Annotated in this window: 17 protein-coding genes; 3 read left to right on the top strand and 14 right to left on the bottom strand. The window is 65.2% G+C overall.

Going from position 1 to position 19156, the window contains the following annotated elements:
- Positions 1 to 63: 63 nt before the first annotated feature.
- The 3 genes from tsaB to ppc all read right to left on the bottom strand — a co-directional run bounded on the left by tsaB (position 64) and on the right by ppc (position 4402).
- Entirely contained in the window at positions 64 to 741 is a 678-nt protein-coding gene (tsaB, locus tag P5703_RS06275; RefSeq protein WP_020307091.1) for a tRNA (adenosine(37)-N6)-threonylcarbamoyltransferase complex dimerization subunit type 1 TsaB, read from the bottom strand.
- Positions 742 to 872: 131 nt separating this feature from the next.
- Positions 873 to 1520, bottom strand: coding sequence for an adenylate kinase (gene adk, locus P5703_RS06270; RefSeq protein WP_011913851.1), 648 nt, complete (start codon positions 1518 to 1520; stop codon positions 873 to 875).
- Positions 1521 to 1762: 242 nt separating this feature from the next.
- Positions 1763 to 4402, bottom strand: coding sequence for a phosphoenolpyruvate carboxylase (gene ppc / locus P5703_RS06265; protein ID WP_011913852.1), 2640 nt, complete (start codon positions 4400 to 4402; stop codon positions 1763 to 1765).
- 256 nt (positions 4403 to 4658) lie between these two features.
- Between ppc and P5703_RS06260 the strand changes: the two genes are divergently transcribed.
- The 3 genes from P5703_RS06260 to lptF all read left to right on the top strand — a co-directional run bounded on the left by P5703_RS06260 (position 4659) and on the right by lptF (position 6503).
- Entirely contained in the window at positions 4659 to 5000 is a 342-nt protein-coding gene (locus P5703_RS06260; protein WP_011913853.1) for a hypothetical protein, read from the top strand.
- A 277-nt stretch (positions 5001 to 5277) separates the two neighbouring features.
- Positions 5278 to 5670 carry a DUF4398 domain-containing protein gene (locus P5703_RS06255; RefSeq protein WP_011913854.1) on the top strand — a complete coding sequence of 131 codons (393 nt, stop codon included), beginning with the start codon at positions 5278 to 5280 and terminating at the stop codon, positions 5668 to 5670.
- A gap of 50 nt (positions 5671 to 5720) precedes the next feature.
- Positions 5721 to 6503 (top strand): lipotoxin F family OmpA-related lipoprotein LptF, encoded by a 783-nt coding sequence (lptF, locus tag P5703_RS06250; protein ID WP_011913855.1) that lies wholly within the window; start codon positions 5721 to 5723, stop codon positions 6501 to 6503.
- Positions 6504 to 6588: 85 nt separating this feature from the next.
- Here lptF and P5703_RS06245 read toward each other — a convergent pair whose 3' ends face one another.
- From P5703_RS06245 to P5703_RS06195, 11 genes are all read right to left on the bottom strand, one after another.
- Positions 6589 to 6915: a PA3694 family proteiin gene (locus P5703_RS06245; protein ID WP_013983356.1), complete on the bottom strand. Its 327-nt coding sequence runs from the start codon at positions 6913 to 6915 to the stop codon at positions 6589 to 6591.
- Positions 6916 to 6975: 60 nt separating this feature from the next.
- A complete protein-coding gene (locus P5703_RS06240; protein ID WP_013983357.1) occupies positions 6976 to 7722 on the bottom strand; it encodes a TIGR00266 family protein in 747 nt (248 codons plus the stop codon).
- Between the two features lie 57 nt (positions 7723 to 7779).
- Positions 7780 to 8439, bottom strand: a complete 660-nt coding sequence (locus P5703_RS06235; protein ID WP_048329565.1) for a Bax inhibitor-1 family protein — start codon at positions 8437 to 8439, stop codon at positions 7780 to 7782.
- Between the two features lie 52 nt (positions 8440 to 8491).
- On the bottom strand, positions 8492 to 9787 hold the full coding sequence (locus tag P5703_RS06230; RefSeq protein WP_014597185.1) for a flavohemoglobin expression-modulating QEGLA motif protein: 1296 nt from the start codon (positions 9785 to 9787) through the stop codon (positions 8492 to 8494).
- 90 nt (positions 9788 to 9877) lie between these two features.
- Positions 9878 to 11380: a lysine--tRNA ligase gene (gene lysS / locus P5703_RS06225; protein ID WP_279640997.1), complete on the bottom strand. Its 1503-nt coding sequence runs from the start codon at positions 11378 to 11380 to the stop codon at positions 9878 to 9880.
- 63 nt (positions 11381 to 11443) lie between these two features.
- A protein-coding gene (gene prfB, locus P5703_RS06220) for a peptide chain release factor 2 (protein ID WP_100218733.1) occupies positions 11444 to 12539 on the bottom strand; the annotation gives its coding sequence in 2 pieces (ribosomal slippage) (positions 11444 to 12466 and positions 12468 to 12539; 1095 coding nt in all).
- A gap of 124 nt (positions 12540 to 12663) precedes the next feature.
- Positions 12664 to 13383, bottom strand: coding sequence for a tellurite resistance TerB family protein (locus P5703_RS06215; RefSeq protein WP_125850152.1), 720 nt, complete (start codon positions 13381 to 13383; stop codon positions 12664 to 12666).
- Between the two features lie 34 nt (positions 13384 to 13417).
- Positions 13418 to 14527 (bottom strand): NADH:flavin oxidoreductase/NADH oxidase, encoded by a 1110-nt coding sequence (locus tag P5703_RS06210; protein ID WP_285585855.1) that lies wholly within the window; start codon positions 14525 to 14527, stop codon positions 13418 to 13420.
- Between the two features lie 93 nt (positions 14528 to 14620).
- A complete protein-coding gene (locus P5703_RS06205) occupies positions 14621 to 16714 on the bottom strand; it encodes a molybdopterin-dependent oxidoreductase (RefSeq protein WP_285585854.1) in 2094 nt (697 codons plus the stop codon).
- 128 nt (positions 16715 to 16842) lie between these two features.
- Complete coding sequence (gene recJ / locus P5703_RS06200) at positions 16843 to 18558, bottom strand: single-stranded-DNA-specific exonuclease RecJ (protein WP_285585852.1); 1716 nt, start codon at positions 18556 to 18558, stop codon at positions 16843 to 16845.
- A gap of 26 nt (positions 18559 to 18584) precedes the next feature.
- Complete coding sequence (locus tag P5703_RS06195) at positions 18585 to 19112, bottom strand: winged helix DNA-binding protein (RefSeq protein WP_013983365.1); 528 nt, start codon at positions 19110 to 19112, stop codon at positions 18585 to 18587.
- Positions 19113 to 19156: the final 44 nt, after the last annotated feature.

Genomic DNA, 19156 nt, shown 5'->3' with positions numbered 1-19156 from the left:
ATTGGACTCGATCAGAGGCCCGGCGACTCTAACGGGCGGCCATGGCTTTGGCAACGGCTCGCGTCATTTGATCCCTTTCGGCGTCGCGACGTTGTCGCGCAGGTAAACCGGCTGCGCCTGATCGGCCTCCAGTGCCTCGCCGCGCTGCCAGGCAAACGCAGCCAGGCGCAGCAGGTCTTCGGCATGGGGCAACAAGGCGGCGTCGCAGCCCTGCACCGCCACCGGCATGCGCTCGGCATAGCCCCAGCCAGTGCCGGCACCGAACCAGTCGCCGCCGGCAGCGCGCGGCAGAACGACCTGCTCGGGCGGAAGCACGGCCTCGCTACCGACCAGCTGCATCTCACCGCCGTGCTCGCGATAGCAGCCCCAGTAGACCTCGTCCATGCGAGCGTCGATGGCGGCAGCGACCTGCGTCGCGCCCTGCTCGCGCCAGGCCCGCTGCGCGATGGTCGCCAGGGTGGACACCGGCAACACCGGGCGCTGCAGGGCGAACGCCAGCCCTTGCACCACCCCGATGGCAATGCGTACGCCAGTGAAGGCGCCCGGCCCGCGGCCAAAGGCGATGGCATCCACAGCCGACAGCGCGACGCCGGCTTCGCCGAGCAACGCCTGCACCATCGGCAGCAGACGCTGGGCGTGCAGGCGCGGGATCACCTCGTAGTGACTCGCTACCTTGCCGTCATGCAAAAGCGCGACTGAGCAGGCTTCGGTGGCGGTATCCAGGGCCAGCAGAGTGGTCATCAGGGCGTTCCGGTCGGTGAAAAAGGCGCCGATTCTAACGTATTCACGCACCGGGTTGCGTCGCGCAGCCGGAAACGAAAATGCCCGTATCCGGGGATACGGGCATCATCGACGCGTGTCGCTCGAAATGATCAGCTCAGGGCAGCAAAGACCTTGGCGGTGATCTCTTCCACGGAACCGACACCTTCGATACGGCTGTACTTCGGCGTGCCTTCGGCGGCGGCCAGGCTCTGGTAGAAGTCCACCAGCGGCTTGGTCTGCGCATGGTAGACGGACAGGCGATGACGCACGGTCTCTTCCTTGTCGTCTTCGCGCTGGATCAGCTCTTCGCCGGTCTCATCGTCCTTGCCGGCAACCTTCGGCGGGTTGTGCTCGGTGTGATAGACGCGACCCGAGGCCGGGTGTACACGACGACCGGCGATACGGCCGACGATTTCCTCGTCATCGACGGCGATCTCGATCACGTTGTCGATGCGCACGCCCGCTTCCTTCAGCGCCTCGGCCTGGGGAATGGTGCGCGGGAAACCGTCGAAGAGGAAACCGTTGGCGCAATCGGGCTGCGCGATGCGCTCCTTGACCAGGTTGATGATCAGGTCATCGGATACCAGTCCACCTGCATCCATCACGCTCTTGGCCTTGAGGCCGAGTTCGGTGCCAGCCTTGACAGCCGCACGCAGCATGTCGCCCGTGGAGATCTGCGGAATACCGAATTTTTTGGTAATGAAGCCTGCCTGGGTACCTTTGCCGGCACCGGGCGCTCCCAGCAGAATCACACGCATGGATGAATCCTCGAGTTTCTTGGAAGGGGTGATTGCCAGCGGGCCGTTCCGGCTCGTCGCTGGCGAATCAAAAATTCTGGTTTGCCGCCATGCGACAAAAGGTTGAACACGATACACAGCGCACCGGGGCGGCACAAGCCGTCCCGAAAAGGTCTATCGGCCCTCATAAATGCGGCGATTCGACGCGAGTTGCGCACAACGGTGGCGTGCAATGACGCCGCCGCCAGCGCCCCGTGCTGCGCTCAGCCGGTGTTGCGCAGACCGGCCGCTATGCCCGCCACGCTGACCAGCAGGGCCTGCTCGAGGGGGCTCTCCGCCGGGCCTTGCCGCTGCCTGGAACGCGCCAGCAACTCGATCTGCATCAGGTGCAGCGGGTCCAGGTAGGTATTGCGCAAACTGAATGCCTCCTGGGTCTTGGGGCTGTGATCGAGCAGATCCGACTGGCCGGTCAGGCTCAACACCGCCTCGATGACCTGCGACAATCGGTCACGCAAATCGCTACCCAGCGAAAGCAGCTCAGGCTGCACCAGACGCTCGTCGTAGCGCCGCGCGATGTCGGCGTCGGCCTTGGCCAGCACCATCTCCAGCATGTCGATGCGCGTACTGAAGAATGGCCAGCGCGCACGCATCTCAGCCAGCCGCTCGCCCTCCCCGCGCTGCAGCGCCCCGTGCAGCGCCTGCTCCCAGCCCAGCCAGGCCGGCAACATCAGGCGAGTCTGGGTCCAGGCGAAGATCCAGGGGATCGCCCGCAGGCTCTCGACGCCGCCTTCGCGGCGCTTGGCCGGCCGGCTGCCCAGCGGCAGGCGCCCCAACTCCAGCTCCGGCGTCGCCTGCCGGAAGTAGTCGACGAACAGCGGATGCTCGCGCACCACGCCGCGGTAGGCCGCAACACCCTCGGCGGCAAGCCGATCCATCGTCTCGCGCCAGCCGGGTTCAGGGGGCGGTGGCGGCAGCAGCGTCGCTTCGAGCACCGCCGCGAGGTACAGGTTGAGGTTCTGCTCGGCGATATCCGGCAGGCCGAACTTGAAGCGGATCATCTCGCCCTGCTCGGTGGTGCGGAAGCGCCCGGCGACCGAGCCCGGCGGCTGCGACAGGATCGCTGCATGGGCCGGACCACCGCCGCGCCCGACGGTGCCGCCGCGGCCGTGGAACAGCAGCAGTTCGACGCCGTGCTCGCGACAGACCTCCACCAGTTGTTCCTGGGCCCGGTACTGGGCCCAGGCCGCCGCCGTGGTACCGGCGTCCTTCGCTGAATCGGAGTAGCCAATCATCACTTCCTGGGGGCCATGCAGGCGCTGGCGATAGCCCGGCAGGGAAAGCAGACGATCGATGGTCGGTGCCGCGTTGTTCAGGTCATCGAGGGTCTCGAACAGCGGCACCACGCGCATCGGTCGCTGCAGGCCGGCCTCCTTGAGCAACAGTTGCACGGCGAGCACATCGGAGGCCGCGTGAGCCATGGAGATGACGTAGGAACCCAGCGACGCCGCTGGCGCTTCGGCGATCACCGCACAGGTGGCGAGCACTTCGGCGGTATCGGCGGATGGGTGGTAATGCGCCGGCAGCAGCGGGCGCCGATTGGCCAGCTCGTGCTGTAGCCAGTCCAGGCGCTTCTGCTCATCCCACTGCTGATAGTCGCCTAGCCCGAGGTAATCGGTGATCTCGGCCAGCGCGGCGGCATGACGGGCCGCATCCTGGCGAATGTCCAGCCGCACCAGGAACAGGCCGAACACGGCCAGGCGACGCAGGCAGTCGAGCAGAGCGCCGTCGGCGATCACCCCCATGCCGCAAGCGTGCAGGGAGCGGTAGCACAGCTCCAGAGGACGACGCAGCTCGGCGCAATCCTGCAGGACTTCCGCCGGCGCTGGCTGGCCGTGCTCGATGGCCGCGCGGGCCCACTCACGTGTCGCCCGCAGGCGCTGGCGCAGCGGCTTGAGCAAGACGCGATAGGGCTCGGCCGAGTCGCCGCTCTGGCGCAGCAGTTCGTCACTGGCCTCGCGCATGGACAGCGCGGTAATCAGCCCTTCTATCTCGCGCAGGTAGAGATCGGCGGCCACCCAACGGGCGGTCAGCAGCACCTCGCGCGACACCATCGCGGTGACGTTCGGGTTGCCGTCGCGGTCGCCCCCCATCCAGGAGGCGAAGCGGATCGGTGCGGCCTCCAATGGCAGGTGCAGGCCGGTGAGGCGGTGCAGGGTCGCGTCGGTCTGGCGCAGCACGTTGGGCACCGCCTTCCACAGCGAATTCTCGATGGCAGCGAAACCCCATTTGGCCTCCTCCACCGGGGTCGGCCGGTTGCGACGTATCTCCTCGGTGTGCCACACCTCGGCGATCAGGCGCTGCAGGCTCAACTCGATGCTCGCCCGCTCGGCGTCGGAGAGATCGGTGTGATCCCGTGCCGCCAGCTGCTGGGCGATGGCGTCGTACTTCTGGATCAGCGTGCGGCGCGATACCTCGGTGGGATGCGCGGTGAGCACCAGTTCGATTTCCAGGCGGCTGACCTGCCGCGCGATGAACTCGTTGTCGTGCCCGGCCGCCTTGAGACGCTCGATGAGATCGGCGAACACCCCGATCTCGAACGGCGCCGGCTCGCCTGCGGCGCGCCGGCGCACCTGATGATACTGCTCGGCGATATTGGCCAGATTGAGAAACTGGTTGAACGCCCGGGTCATGGGCAGCAGTTCGCTCTCGTCGAGACTGTCGAGCGTTTCGGCCAGCAGCTGTGCGCCCTCTGCCGAGCCCTTGCGCGCAGCCTTGGCGCCCTTGCGGATGCGCTCGATCTTGTCGAAGAACTGATCGCCATGCTGCGCGCGGATGGTATTGCCCAGCAGTTCGCCGAGCAGGTGTACGTTGTCGCGCAGGCGCGCATCGATGATTTTCGCCATGACCTTTGCTCCTCCCGCCAGTAGCCCATGAGTTTCGCGAGCCTCGCCAGGCTTGCACGACCGTTTCGCCGCTATGCATCAGACGCTTCGCTGGGCAAACGATCCTGAACGGCTACGCTGAAATTATCTCCAACCAGAGTGCCCACCGCGCACCGCCATGACAAGGCATCGATGGCTAACGCGCGTGGGCAGCGGCACGCAAGCCACAGTCATCACCGCCATCACCGCTCGTGTGCGCGGGCATTAAGGAGTAACCATGAGAATTTCCGAGCTTGTCAGCCATTGGGAACGCGACGCCAAGGGCCGCATGAGCCATACCACCTACAGCATCCCGCTGGATGTCGAAAGCGCGGCACGGCTGGCCGCCCTGGCCGAGATGTACCCCAAGCGCAGCACCGAGGCGCTGCTCGGCGAACTGGTCGGCGCCGCTCTCGAAGCAGTCGAAACCAGCCTGCCCTACGTGCGCGGCACACACGTGATCGCGACCGACGAACAGGGCGATCCGGTTTATGAAGACGTGGGACCCACCCCGCGCTTTCTCGAGCTGTCGCGCAAGCACCTCAAGCGCATGCTGGACGAGCCAGACGCCGCCAGCTGAGTCATCGCCCGCCACTATCGACCGCGGGCGGGCAGCGCCGACGGTGCCCGCCCTACCCTTATCGTGATGCCGCGCGGAATTCCGCGTGGCACTGCCTTCGCTGCGCCCTCGCTTCCCTCCGTTTCGCTGACGACCGCTCTAGCCCGCCATTTCGACGGAACGTTTGGCGCCGTCCGGCCTCACAAAAATATGTCCCGACATCGGTAGTGCCCTAATCAGCCCACTGCCCGGCCAGGGACGGTAGCTATCCGTTAAGCAATCGAACTGGAGACTGACCATGAACAAAGCTGTCGCAACCCACGCTTCGAGATTCCAGCTACCCAAGCTTGCAGCCATCGCACTGGGCGGCCTGCTGCTGACGGCCTGTGCGGGCAACCCACCGACCGAGCAGTTTGCGGTGACCGAATCGGCTGTGCGCAGCGCAGTCAGCGCGGGCGGCCCCGAGTACGCCGCCGTGGAGATGCGTGCCGCGCAGGAAAAATGGAAAGAGGCCGAACTGGCCATGCAGAAGGAAAACTACGAACAAGCCCGCAAGCTGGCCGAACAGGCCGAATGGGATGCCCGCGTCGCCGAGCGCAAGGCCGAAGCGGCCAAGGCGCAGAAGGCCGTCGAGGACGCACAGCAGGGAATCCGTGAGCTGCGCGAAGAAGGCATGCGCAACGTTCGCTGAGCCCGCATCAGGTTCGACATTCCATTTATTGCACAAAGGATGAATTCGTCATGCACAAGCTCGTAACCCTACCGACTCTTCTGGCTCTGAGCATTGGCCTGGTGGCCTGCGCCAACCAGCCCAATCAGAACCTCGAAGACGCTCGCAGCAGCTACTCCGCACTGCAGGCTGACTCTCGCGCCAGCAAGCTGGCCGCGCTGGAGACCCAGGACGCCGGCAACATGCTGGACAAGGCCAACAAGGCCTATCTGAACGATGCCGACGAGAAGACCGTGGACCAACTGGCCTACCTGACCAAGCGCCGCATCGAGCTGGCCGAACAGACCATTGCCCTGCGCAGCGCCGAAGAGGAACTGGGCAAGACCTCGGCACAGCGCGCCGAGGCGCGTCTGGAAGCGCGCGAGGCGCAGATCCGCAAGTTGCAGGAAGACATGCAGGCCAAGCAGACCGAACGCGGCACCCTGGTGACCTTTGGCGACGTGCTGTTCGACTACGACCGCGCCGAGCTCAAGCCTGGCGGCATGCGCAGCGTGCAGAAGCTCGCCGACTTCCTCAACGACAACCCGGAGCGCAAGGTGATCGTCGAGGGCTACACCGACAGTACCGGTTCGGCCGAGTACAACCAGCGTCTGTCCGAGCGCCGTGCCGATGCGGTTCGCATGGCGCTGGTGAAGATGGGTGTGGACCCGCAGCGCATCGTCTCCCAGGGCTACGGCAAGGAGTATCCGGTGGCCAGCAACAGCGATTCGGCCGGTCGTGCCATGAACCGCCGGGTCGAGGTGACGATCTCCGACGACAACAAGCCGGTGGCGCCCCGCTCGTCGATGCGCTGATCAGCCCCGCGTAACGAACGCTCCCGACGCAGCGCTGCGTCGGGAGCGTTTTCTTATGTCCGCGCCCGCGGGCAGAGCCGTCCGCTCAGCGCAGCAGCCCGCCAGGCACTGGCTCTTCCATGCAGCGCACCGCGCGCTTCTTGTTGTCCACCAGGACGCCGGTAAGCCCCTTCTGCTCGGTATCGAACAGCACCAGCACGCCGTCGATGCACTGCGCCACTTGCGATGCTGGCTGCAACGACACGCGGTAATCCTCACCGGGAACGGTCTTGAGCATGGTGTAGTCGGCGAGCAGCAATGCGTCCTCTGGCTTGGCGATATGCAGATAGCCGTAGTACGACAGCACGGCGACCGTGCCGACGACGCTGCCGATGGCGGTGAGGATGAGCGGAATGGGATTGCGTTCGGACATGGACGATCTCATCAGGGCAAAGAGCGCCATTGTGGCAAATTCGACGGCGACGCAGGCGGCTCATTTGCCGCCGGCACGGGTTTCGCCGCGAGCCTGGTAGGTCGCCTCGTAGACCCGTTCGGCCAGCCGCGAGAACGGCAGGCTCTGGATCCAGACGCTGCCGGTGCCCTTCAGCGTCGTCAACAGCAGTCCTTCGCCGCCGAACAGCATGCTGCGCAGCCCACCCGCCAGCTGGATGTCGTAGTCGATGCCCGGCGTGAAGGCCACCAGGCAGCCGGTATCCAGGCGCAGGGTTTCGTTGTTCAGCTCCTTGCGGATCACCGTGCCGCCGGCATGAATGAAGGCCAGGCCATCGCCCTGCAGGCGCTGCAGAATGAAGCCCTCGCCACCGAAGAAGCCGGCGCCGATACGCTTGCTGAAACTGATGCCGATCCGCGTGCCGTAGGCCGCGCAAAGAAAGGCATCCTTCTGGCAGATCAGCTCGCCGCCCAGCCTGGCAAGGTCCACTGGCACCACGGTACCGGGATAGGGCGCAGCAAAGGCAACCCGCGCGCGGCCCTTGCCCTGGTTGGTGAAATGGGTGAGGAACAGCGATTCGCCGGTGATCATCCGCTTGCCCATGCCCCACAGCTTGCCGAGCACACCGCTCGCCGAGCCATCGCCCATGCGTGCTTCGAAGCGCACGCCATCGGTCATGTAGTTCATCGCGCCGGCCTCGGCGATCACCGTCTCGCCGGGATCGAGGATGATTTCCACGCTCTGCGCGGACTGTCCGAGGATTTCGTATTCGAGTTCGTGACTGGCCACGGCGAGCTCCTGATCCTGTGATTGCAGCGCGGCGACAGCGGCCTCAGCTGCCCTCGCCTACTTGCGCCCGAGAATGCGCAGGATACGCAGGAACAGGTTGATGATGTCCATATAGAGCGCGGCCGCACTGTCGATGGCGTTGTCCAGCGTCTTGGGAATCTGGTTAGCCCGCCCCCAGTCGACGCCCACATAGCCGCAGAAGATCAGCACCACGATCCAGTCGATGACGCCGTGGTGGATGCCGAGGATGAACACCTCGACCAGCTCGACGACGATCACCAGCAGCAACGCGATCGTCAGTGCGCTGGCGATGCTGGCGAAAAAGCGCGGAAACAGCGTGCCGAGCAGCATCATGCCGAGGGTGACCAGCGCGGTGATGCGGATCGCCTCGTACACCAGCGCGCTGTCGTAGCGGCTGACCACCAGGTTGACGATCAGCCCGAACGGCACCACCACCAGGTTGTAGCCGAGAAAGCTCACCCAGGGCTTGTCAGAGCTGTGGAACAGCCAGGCACCGGTCAGGCAGCTGGCAAAGTAGCCGCCAACGAACAACCAGGGATGGATGCTGCGAATGGACTCGACCGGGATGTTTCCCACCATCCACCAGTTGATCCAGAAGCCCCAGCAGAGGGTCAGACCGATGACGAGGTTGTAGACGCCAGCCGAAAGGGTGCGGTCCAGCGGGCTGGACCGGCGGGCAAAGACGGGGTTTTGCATGTCGTTACGCTTCCTTGCGTGATGATTGATTCGGGGCCTGCGTCGAGTCGGCTCAGAGGATGTTGGCGTAGTCCGCCTCGATGCGATCCAGGCTCAGGTGATTGAGGAAGTTGGAGAAGCACATCCAGGCCGACAGCGCGTTGAGGTCCTGGAACTGCGGTGGCAGGTACTTGGGTGGCACCACCATGCCCTCGTCCACCAGCTGGCGCAGCGTGCGCATGTCTTCCAGCGTGGTCTTGCCGCAGAACAGCAGCGGAATCTGCTCGAGCTGGCCCTTGCGCACGGCTAGCTGGATGTAGTTGTAGATCATGATGAAGCCCTTCAGGTAGGACAGGTCCTTGGTGAAGGGCAAACCATCCGGTGTCGAGCCGCGGAACACGCGGCTGGCGTTGCTGTAGCTCTCGTCGTCGCCATAGCCCTGCTCGCGGAAGAAGGCAAACACCTCCAAGAAGTCGGCGCCCTCCTCGGCCATGTGAATGGCGCGGGTGCGGTTGGTCAGCTTGCGCAGACGCGTCGGGTAGGAGGCGAAGGCGATCACCTCCATCAGGATTGCCAGGCCTTCCTGGGTCACCGTGGAGGATGGCGGGCCCTTGGCGAGGAAGGTGCAGATCGGCTGGTTCTGGCCGTTGAGCGTGGTGCCGACGTGCACCAGCCCTTCGTGGACCTCCAGCGCGCGCACGTCACGCTCGTTGAACAGCGCATCGCTGCGGATCTTGATGTAGTCGGCACCGGCGGCCGCATCGGCGAGGATGCCGTCGGACTCGAAGACGCGGATCACGCCCTCGCCTTCGCCAAACACCACGTCCAGGCGCTTTTGCAGCAGCTCGACGGCCTGCGGCGCGGTGAGATTCTTCGGCTCGTCGCGCAGGTCACCGCGATCGGCAATGTTGTTCAGGTAGTCGGAGAGCATCAGGCCAAGGTCGGCCAGGGTTGGGTCGCCGGCATGGAAGGCGTCGGACGCCGCGCCGTAGAGCTCCTGGGAGATCATGCCGAAATCCGGCGTACCACGCGCCTCGAGCATGCGGATGACCATGCGGTATTCCTTGCACATGCGCCGCATGATTTGCCCGACCGGGTTGAACTGGCCGAGCTGACGGGTGATGTCGCGCTCGATGTCTTGGAATTCCTGCTTCTTCGCACTGGAGTCGAAGGCCAGCGGACGGCCTTCGTAGTAGGCGCGGTCGATCTGGGGCAGCTCGCGGCCCTTGGCGGCGAAGAACGCCTGGCGGGTCGCGTCGTCCCACTTCACCGCGTCCAGCACGCGCACCGGCGTCTGCGCCTCGACGATGCGGTCGGACAGCCCGCGTACGATGGTCTGATACTCGTCCAGATTGTTACGGCTGTTCATCAGTCCCTCTTCACGGATGCCCCGTACCCTTGAGGTTATACCCGCAACGGCCGGAGTCGGCACGCCGCGGGTGGGTCGAGGCTCAGTGGATCAGAGTTCCGGGCGCATGTGCGGGAAGAGGATCACGTCGCGGATCGACGGCGAGTTGGTCAGCAGCATCACCAGACGGTCGATGCCGATGCCCTCGCCGGCGGTCGGCGGCATGCCGTATTCCAGCGCACGAACGAAGTCGGCGTCGAAGTGCATGGCCTCGTCATCGCCGGCGTCCTTGTCGGCCACCTGGGCGTGGAAGCGCTCGGCCTGATCCTCGGCATCGTTGAGCTCGGAATAGGCGTTGGCGATCTCGCGGCCACCAATGAACAGCTCGAAGCGGTCGGTGACGTTGGGGTTGCGATCGTTGCGCCGGGCCAGCGGCGAGACCTCGAACGGATACTCGGTGATGAAGGTCGGCTGTTCCAGCTTGTGCTCGACCAGCTCCTCGAAAATCATCACCTGCAGCTTGCCCAGGCCTTCGTGACCGAGCAGCTTGGCGCCCGCCTTCTTGGCGATGGCACGGGCCTTCTCCAGATCATTGAGATCGGCGGCCGAGATTTCCGGGTTGAACTTGAGGATGGAGTCGAACACCGACAGGCGCGCAAAGGGCTCGCCGAAGTGGAACACCTTGTCGCCGTAGGGCACGTCGGTGCTGCCGAGCACGGCCTGGGCCAGCTCGCGGAACAGCTCCTCGGTCAGGTCCATGTTGTCTTCGTAATCGGCATAGGCCTGGTAGAACTCGAGCATGGTGAACTCGGGGTTGTGCCGGGTCGAGACGCCTTCGTTACGGAAGTTGCGGTTGATCTCGAACACGCGCTCGAAGCCACCGACCACCAGACGCTTGAGGTAGAGCTCCGGCGCGATGCGCAGGAACATCGGCATGTCCAGCGCGTTGTGGTGGGTTTCGAACGGCTTGGCCGCGGCGCCGCCAGGGATGGTCTGCAGCATCGGCGTTTCCACTTCGAGGAAGTCACGCTCGGCGAGGAACTTGCGGATGTGGGCGATGACCTTCGAGCGCACGCGGAAGGTTTCGCGCACCTCCTCGTTCACCATCAGGTCGACGTAGCGCTGGCGATAGCGCTGCTCCGTGTCGGTCAGGCCGTGGAACTTGTCCGGCAACGGGCGCAACGACTTGGTCAGCAGGCGCACGTTGCTCATGTAGACGTACAGGTCACCCTTGCCCGAACGCGCCAGGGTGCCCTCGGCGGCGATGATGTCGCCCAGGTCGAAGTGCTTGACCGCCTCGACCTGCTCGGCCGGCAGCATCTTGCGATCGACATAGACCTGAATACGCCCGCTCATGTCCTGCAGCACCATGAATGGCCCGCGGTTGAGCATGATGCGCCCGGCGACCTTGACCGGAATGGCGGCCGCTTCCAGCTCCTCCTTGGTCTTCTCGGCGTACTGTTTCTGCAGGTCGCCTGCATAGCGGTCGCGACGGAAGTCGTTGGGGAAGGCATTGCCCTGCTCGCGCACGGCGGCAAGCTTTTCCTTGCGCTGGGCGATCAGCTTGTTTTCTTCCTCTTGGATGGCGTGCTGGTTCAGCGGTTGTTCGCTCATTGCGGGTCGTCCCGGTCAAATCGGTTCAATAGGGTGCTTGAGGCTTGAGGCGTGCGGCTGCGCTCAGAGCCCCTGTTTGAGGCTGGCTTCGAGGTACCCGTCGAGGTCGCCGTCGAGCACCTTCTGGCAATCGCTGCGTTCCACGCCGGTACGCAGATCCTTGATGCGCGAGTCGTCGAGCACGTAGGAACGGATCTGGTGGCCCCAGCCGATGTCCGACTTGCTGTCTTCCAGCGCCTGAGAGGCGGCGTTGCGCTTCTGCATTTCCAGCTCGTACAACTTGGCCCGCAGCATCTTCATGGCGGTGTCCTTGTTCGCGTGCTGGGAACGTTCGTTCTGGCAGGCCACCACGGTATTGGTCGGCACGTGGGTGATACGCACTGCCGAATCGGTGGTGTTGACGTGCTGACCACCAGCGCCCGAGGAGCGGTAGGTGTCGATGCGCAGGTCGGCCGGGTTGATCTCGATCTCCACCTTGTCGTCGATCTCGGGCGATACGAATACCGCCGAGAACGAGGTGTGGCGACGGGCGCCGGAGTCGAACGGACTCTTGCGCACCAGGCGGTGCACGCCGATCTCGGTGCGCAGCCAGCCGAAGGCGTATTCGCCCTTGATGTGTACGGTGGCGCCCTTGATGCCGGCGACCTCGCCCTCGGACAGCTCGACGATTTCGGCGCTGAAGCCGCGTTTGTCGGCCCAGCGCAGGTACATGCGCAGCAGGATGTTGGCCCAGTCCTGGGCCTCGGTACCGCCGGAGCCAGCCTGGATATCGAGGTAGCAGTTGTTGGGGTCCATCTCGTGGCTGAACATGCGGCGGAACTCGAGCTTCTCGAGAATTTCGCGCAGGCGCTCGACTTCGGCCACGATGTCGTTCACGGCGCCTTCGTCGTTTTCTTCGGCGGCCATTTCCAGCAGGTCGCGCGAATCGGCCAGGCTACCGGTCAGGTCGTCGATGGTTTCGACGATCTGCGCCAGGGTGGCGCGTTCACGGCCCAGGCTCTGGGCGTATTCGGGCTTGTTCCAGACGTTCGGGTCTTCGAGTTCGCGGTTTACTTCGACGAGACGATCATGCTTCTGATCGTAGTCAAAGATACCCCCGAATTGACTGGGTGCGCTCGGACAGGTCCTTGATGCTGTTGAGGATCGGGTTGATTTCCATAGGTAGGCAGCTCTCAATCGGACGGTGCAAAAGCCGGCGATTATAACTCAGCCAACCCGTGCTGACAGCCCGCTGGGCGTGCCGGCGGACGGTCAGGAAACGGATTTGCCCTCATGATGGCTGGTCAGGCACTGACACCACGTACCTGGCTTTCCAGTTCGCCTTTGAGTTGCGGATCGAGCTGCAGGCAGCGAGCCAGTTCGTCGAGGTAGGCACGCTCCATGAAATGTTCCTCGTCCACCATCAGCACGCTGGCCAGGTACATCTCGGCGGCCATCTCCGGGCTCCTCGCGGCACTGGCGACATCCATCGGGTCCAGCGGCTTGTTCAGCTCGGCCTCCAGCCAGTGCTGCAGGTCGGAGTCACCGGCCAGCTTGGCCAGTTCGGCCTCGATCAGTTGGCGCTCGCGGGCGTCGACGTGGCCGTCGGCCTTGGCCGCGGCCACCAGCGCCTTGAGGATACCCTCGCTGTGCACCTCGACCTCGGCCGGCGGCAGCCGATCGATGGTCTGCGGCGTCTGCTGCGCCGCCGCGCCCTGCTGCGCCTGCCAATTGCTGTAAGCCTTGTAGGCGAGCACGCCGAGTGCCGCCAGCCCACCGTAGGTCACCGCCTTGCCGCCCATCTTGCGCATCTTGCGATTGCCCAGCAGCAGGCCCATGGCACCGGCGGCCAGCGCGCTGTTGCCACTACCGGAAAGCGCCTTGCCGAGCGAACCGCCGCCGACACCGGAGAGCAGGTCACTCAAACCCCCACCGCCGGGTTTGCCGCCCATGCCGGATTGCTGCTTCTGCAGCAGGTCCTGTCCTGACTTGAGCAGCTGATCGAGAAGGCCACTGGTTTTCATCGGATTCTCTCCACACGAAGGACGTAAAGGATTGCTAGTCGAACGACTCGGGCACCTGGCGGATCGGTGTGTCGCGATGGGCGGCACGTACGTACTGCGCCGGCCAGGCCACGGACCCGTCGCGCAGGTATTCGGCGGCATGCAGCGGCCAGTACGGGTCGCGCAGCAGTTCGCGGGCGAGCAGGATCAGGTCGGCCTGGCCGGTACGCAGGATGTGTTCGGCCTGCACCGCCTCGGTGATCATCCCGACCGTACCGGTGGCGATACCCGCCTCCTTGCGCACGCGCTCGGCGAACTGCGTCTGGTAGCCCGGCCCGACCGGAATATCGGCGTTGGCCGCAGTGCCACCGGATGAGACGTCGATCAGGTCGACACCGACATCCTTGAGCCGCCGTGCAAGCTCGACCGTTTCGTCTGCATTCCAGCCATCATCGACCCAGTCGGTCGCCGAGAGACGGACGAACAGCGGCAACTCCTCGGGCCAGACCTGGCGCACCGCAGCGGTGACCTCCAGCAGCAGACGGATACGGTTGTCGAACGAGCCGCCATAGCGATCCTGACGCTGGTTGGAGAGCGGTGAAAGAAACTGATGCAGCAGGTAGCCATGGGCCGCATGCACTTCGGCGATCTTGAAACCGGCAGCCAATGAGCGCTCGGCCGCCTCGACGAACGCCTTCACGATGCCCGCGATACCGGCATCGTCCAGTGCAGTGGGCACGGCATGCTCCGGCGAGAAGGCGATGGCGGACGCCCCCACCGGCGTCCAGCCGCCGGCAGCGATCGGCACGCTGCCATGCTTGCCGAGCCAGGGCCGCCAGGTGCTCGCCTTGCGGCCGGCATGGGCCAGCTGCACGCCGGCCACCGAACCCTGCGCCTCGATGAAGCGGGTGATGCGGCGCAGCGGCTCGACATGCTCGTCGGACCAGATGCCCAGGTCTTCCGGCGAGATCCGCCCGTCCGGGCTGACTGCTGTCGCCTCGACGATCACCAGCCCGGCGCCGCCGACGGCGCGGCTGCCCAGGTGCACCAGGTGCCAGTCATTGGCCATTCCGTCCTTGGCCGAGTACTGGCACATCGGCGACACGGCGATGCGGTTGGGCAAGGTGAGCTGGCGCAGGCTGAGCGGCTGGAAGAGCTGGGACATGACGGCCTCTACTGTCGTGGATGCGGGTTGGACACCCGTCAGTAGAGACCGTTTCCGCGCACATGCCCAGCCCGCGGCGGGCAAAGTCGCTGGTCAGGCGGCGCTGACCTGCACCGTCACGCCGTTGAGCGCCGCGTTGCCGGAGACATCCAGCTGGCGCTCGTCGGTCAGGTCGTTGCAACTCGCGCCCGGCTGCTGCCGCGCGATATCCAGCTGCACGCCCGGCCGCGCATGGCCCCAGCCGTGCGGCAGGCTGACCACGCCGGGCATCATCTCCTCGCTGGCCAGCGCCTCCACCTCGACCACGCCGACCCGCGAATGCACCCGCACCCGCTGGCCATCCTGCAGCGCCCGCGCCGCCATGTCGGTTGGGTGCATCAGCAACTGATGACGCGGCTTACCCTTCACCAGGCGCTGGTAGTTGTGCATCCAGGAGTTGTTGCTGCGCACGTGGCGGCGGCCGATCAGCAATAGCTCGTCGGCACCCGCCTGGGGCTGCGCAGCGAAACGCTGCAGATCGTCCAGCATCAGCGCCGGCGTGGCCTGGATGCGCTTGTTCGGCGTTTTCAAGCGCCGCGCCAGATTCGGCTTGAGCGGCCCGAGATCCAGCCCGTGGGGATAATCCTCCAGCGCTGCCAGGCTCAGCTTGCGCTCGGACTTGTCACCGTACGGCCCATGGCGCAGCGCCAGGTCCATCATCTGCTGCGGCGGCATGGTGGGCTTCAGCTCGACGCCCACCCGCGTCGCGTAGGCCTTGGCCAGCCCGATGAAGATCTCCCAGTCGTGCAGCGCGCCCTCGGGCTTGGGCAGCACCGGCTGGTTGAAGCGGGTGACGTTGCGCACGGCGAGCAGATTGAATGTCGCGTCGTAATGGTCGTGCTCCAGCGGTGCGGTCGGCGGCAGGATCACGTCGGCATAGCGGGTCGTCTCGTTGATGTAGAAATCCACGCTGAGCATGAACTCCAGGCCATCCAGCGCCTGCTCCAGCTTGCGGCCGTTGGGGGTGGAGAGCACAGGGTTGCCGGCCACGGTGATCAGCGCACGCACCTGCCCTTCCCCGGGCTCGAGCATCTCCTCGGCCAGCGCCGCTACCGGCAGTTCGCCGCCGTATTCGGGCAGTTGCGAAACCCGGCTGTGCCAGGCAGCGAAATGGCCGCCGGAGGTGGTTTCCACCAGATCCACCGCAGGCTCGGTACACAGCGCGCCGCCGACCCGATCGAGGTTACCGGTGACCAGGTTGATCAGCTGCACCAACCACTGGCAGAGCGTGCCGAAGGCCTGGGTCGAGACGCCCATGCGTCCGTAGCAGACCGCCCTGTCCGCCGCCGCGAAGTCCCGCGCCAACTGGCGGATCTGCTCGGCCGGTACTCCGCAACGGGCACTCATCGCATCGGCCGTAAAGGCGGAAATCGCCGTGCGCACCTCCTCGATACCGTCCAGCGGCAGTTCGCTGGCACGCGTCAGCCCTTCCTCGAACAGGGTGTTGAGCAGACCGAACAACAGCGCGGCGTCCTGTCCGGGGCGCACGAACAGATGTTGATCGGCGATGGCGGCGGTCTCGCTGCGCCGCGGGTCGACCACCACCAGTTTGCCGCCGCGGGCGCGGATCGCCTTCAGCCGCTTCTCCACATCGGGCACGGTCATGATGCTGCCGTTGGAGGCCAAAGGGTTGCCGCCGAGAATCAGCATGAAATCGGTGTGATCGATGTCCGGCACCGGCAGCAGCAGACCATGGCCGTACATCAGGTGGCTGGTCAGGTGGTGCGGCAGCTGGTCGACCGACGTGGCCGAGAAGCGGTTGCGCGTCTTCAGCAGACCGAGGAAGTAATTGCTGTGGGTCGTCAGCCCGTAGTTATGCACACTCGGGTTGCCTTGGTAGATCGCCACGGCATTACTACCGTGGCGCTCGCGGATCTCGGCCAGGCGCTCGGCGACCAGCTCGTAGGCCTCCTCCCAGCTGATGGCCTGCCACTCTTCGCCGCAGCGGCGCATGGGGTGGCGCAGGCGATCGGGGTCGTTCTGGATGTCCTGCAGCGCCACTGCCTTCGGACAGATATGGCCGCGGCTGAAGCTGTCGAGGGGGTCGCCCTTGATCGAGAGGATGCGCTCGCCTTCGGTCTGGATGGTCAGGCCGCAGATGGCCTCACACAGGTGACAGGCACGGTGATGGACGGTCGTGTCGCTCATTTCGGGTTCCCGCATGGCGCTGTTGTTGTCCCGCCACTCTAGGCGCCGCGGCCGCAGGCAACAATCGAACGTTCCGCCGGGGAATGCCAGCCGATTCAGCCGGCCTATCGTCAGCCGGCGTGCATCGGTCAGCGCGGGACGATGTGGGCCACCATCAGCTGCACGCTTTCCTGGCCGCGATACTCGTTGACGTCCAGTTTGTAGGCCAGCTCCGCCCAGCGCACCGTCGGGTTCGGCCAGATCTCGCGGTCGACGTTGAAGGCGATGCCGTCCAGCGTCAGCGATCCGCATTCGCTCTTGAGCACAAGCTTGAGATGGCGCTCACCGACGATACGCTGCTGCACCAACTGGAACACACCGTGGAACATCGGCTCGGGAAAATGCTGGCCCCAGGGCCCGGCATTGCGCAGCGCACGCGCCAGCTCCAGATGGAACTCCTCGACGCTGAGCTGGCCGTCGGTGAGTAGCCGACCGGTGAGATCGTCCTCGCACAGCTGGCGGCGCACTTCGGCATCGAAGGCCGCGGCGAAGGCACCGAAGTTCGCTTGTGGCAGCGACAGCCCGGCCGCCATGGCGTGCCCGCCGAACTTGCTGATCAGGCCGGGATGCTTGGCGGCGACGGCGTCCAGCGCATCGCGGATATGAAAGCCCGGCACCGAGCGCGCCGAGCCCTTGAGCAGCCCGTCGCCAGCATCGGCGAAGGCGATGGTCGGGCGGTGGTAGCGCTCCTTGAGGCGCGAAGCCAGGATGCCGATCACGCCCTGGTGCCAGTCCGCCTCGAACAGACACAGGCCGAACGGCAGGTCCTCCAGTGGCAGGTCCTTGAGCTGCGCCAGCGCCTCGCGTTGCATGCCCTGCTCGATGGCCTTGCGATCCTTGTTCAGCTCGTCGAGCTGGGTCGCCATGTCGCGCGCCAGCGCCTCGTCCTCGCAGAGCAGGCATTCGATGCCCAGCGACATGTCATCCAGTCGACCGGCCGCATTGAGCCGCGGGCCGAGAATGAAGCCCAGATCGGTGGAGGTGATGCGCCGATGATCGCGCCCGGCCACCTCGAGGATCGCCCGCAGCCCCGGCCGAGCCCGCCCCGCGCGAATCCGCGCCAAGCCCTGATGGACCAGGATGCGATTGTTGGCATCCAGCGGTACCACGTCGGCGACACTGCCCAGCGCCACGAGATCCAATAGCTCAGCCAGGTTCGGCTCTGCCCAGCCCTGACGGGTGAACCAGTCCAGCTCGCGCAGCCGTGCGCGCAGGGCCAGCAGCACATAGAAGATAACGCCGACCCCAGCGATGCACTTGCTGGGGAAGGCGCACTCAGGCTGATTGGGGTTGACGATGGCATCGGCCGCCGGCAGTTCGTGACCCGGCAGGTGATGGTCCGTTACCAGCACCTTCAAACCAGCCGCCTTGGCCGCCGCCACGCCGTCGACGCTGGAGATGCCGTTGTCCACGGTCACCAGCAGATCGGGCTCGCGCTGCAAGGCAACGGCAACGATTTCCGGGGTCAGGCCGTAGCCGTACTCGAAGCGATTGGGTACCAGATAATCGACATGCGCGGCGCCCAGCTGACGCAAGCCAAGTACACCCACGGTGCTGGCCGTAGCGCCATCGGCATCGAAATCGCCGACGAACAGGATGCGCTGGCGCTTTTCCAGCGCCTCGACCAGCAGCTCCACCGCCGCATCGATGCCCTTGAGCTGCTTATAAGGAATCAACCGCGCCAGCCCCTTGTCCAGCTCCTCTGCGCAGGTCACGCCGCGAGCCGCGTAGAGGCGCTGCAGCAGCGGCGGCAGCTCGCCAAGGTCGGGCAGCTGCTCGGGCAGGGGGCGGGGTTCGATACGCATGGAATTTTGGGCTCAGTGCAGGTCGTTTACAGGGAGGTGGCGGCGCGAGCGGCCTGGTCGTACAGCCCGGACATGGCACGCAGCATGCCGGCCAGACGGTGAATCTCATCGGGATCGATATTGAGGTTCTCGAACGAGGCGATCAGGCATTCGCGGCGGATGTCGGCGTACTCCTGACAGAGCGCGCGCCCCTTGTCAGTGGTGCGATAGAACATTTCCTTGCCCTGCTTGGCGCCTTCCACCAGACCCAGCTTGCCGAGCTTCTTCAGGGCATAGGTGACCGTGTGAGTATCTTCCACGTTGAGCAGCAGGCAGATATCCGCCTGTCGCTTGGCCCGCCCCCGGCTGGTGAGGTTGTGCAGCACCATGACGTCCAGTGCATTCATTTCCACCGTGCCGCAGGCCTGCATGCAGCGCTCCATCCAGCGCATCAGCGCGGCGCTGGCGACGATGATGCCGTACTCGAGCTCGGACAGCTCCTGGGACTGCTCGGCAAGATGCGCCGAGGCGACGATCGAGGATCGCAACGGACGGGAGCTTTTGGCGTCAACCATTCTGAGTTCCTGATTGAAGAAGCGGCAGTCGATCGTATCGAGGT

The organism is Stutzerimonas sp. FeSN7 (assembly GCF_030263795.1).
In the GTDB taxonomy this organism is placed as follows: domain Bacteria; phylum Pseudomonadota; class Gammaproteobacteria; order Pseudomonadales; family Pseudomonadaceae; genus Stutzerimonas; species Stutzerimonas stutzeri.
This window is presented reverse-complemented; position numbering and strand designations above follow the sequence as displayed.

Bases quoted from the DNA above. Each gene is read 5' to 3' on its own strand.
- tsaB (WP_020307091.1), bottom strand. From the start codon at position 741: ATGACCACTCTGCTGGCCCTGGATACCGCCACCGAAGCCTGCTCAGTC.
- adk (WP_011913851.1), bottom strand. From the start codon at position 1,520: ATGCGTGTGATTCTGCTGGGAGCGCCCGGTGCCGGCAAAGGTACCCAG.
- ppc (WP_011913852.1), bottom strand. From the start codon at position 4,402: ATGGCGAAAATCATCGATGCGCGCCTGCGCGACAACGTACACCTGCTC.
- P5703_RS06260 (WP_011913853.1), top strand. From the start codon at position 4,659: ATGAGAATTTCCGAGCTTGTCAGCCATTGGGAACGCGACGCCAAGGGC.
- P5703_RS06255 (WP_011913854.1), top strand. From the start codon at position 5,278: ATGAACAAAGCTGTCGCAACCCACGCTTCGAGATTCCAGCTACCCAAG.
- lptF (WP_011913855.1), top strand. From the start codon at position 5,721: ATGCACAAGCTCGTAACCCTACCGACTCTTCTGGCTCTGAGCATTGGC.
- P5703_RS06245 (WP_013983356.1), bottom strand. From the start codon at position 6,915: ATGTCCGAACGCAATCCCATTCCGCTCATCCTCACCGCCATCGGCAGC.
- P5703_RS06235 (WP_048329565.1), bottom strand. From the start codon at position 8,439: ATGCAAAACCCCGTCTTTGCCCGCCGGTCCAGCCCGCTGGACCGCACC.
- P5703_RS06230 (WP_014597185.1), bottom strand. From the start codon at position 9,787: ATGAACAGCCGTAACAATCTGGACGAGTATCAGACCATCGTACGCGGG.
- lysS (WP_279640997.1), bottom strand. From the start codon at position 11,380: ATGAGCGAACAACCGCTGAACCAGCACGCCATCCAAGAGGAAGAAAAC.
- P5703_RS06215 (WP_125850152.1), bottom strand. From the start codon at position 13,383: ATGAAAACCAGTGGCCTTCTCGATCAGCTGCTCAAGTCAGGACAGGAC.
- P5703_RS06210 (WP_285585855.1), bottom strand. From the start codon at position 14,527: ATGTCCCAGCTCTTCCAGCCGCTCAGCCTGCGCCAGCTCACCTTGCCC.
- P5703_RS06205 (WP_285585854.1), bottom strand. From the start codon at position 16,714: ATGAGCGACACGACCGTCCATCACCGTGCCTGTCACCTGTGTGAGGCC.
- recJ (WP_285585852.1), bottom strand. From the start codon at position 18,558: ATGCGTATCGAACCCCGCCCCCTGCCCGAGCAGCTGCCCGACCTTGGC.
- P5703_RS06195 (WP_013983365.1), bottom strand. From the start codon at position 19,112: ATGGTTGACGCCAAAAGCTCCCGTCCGTTGCGATCCTCGATCGTCGCC.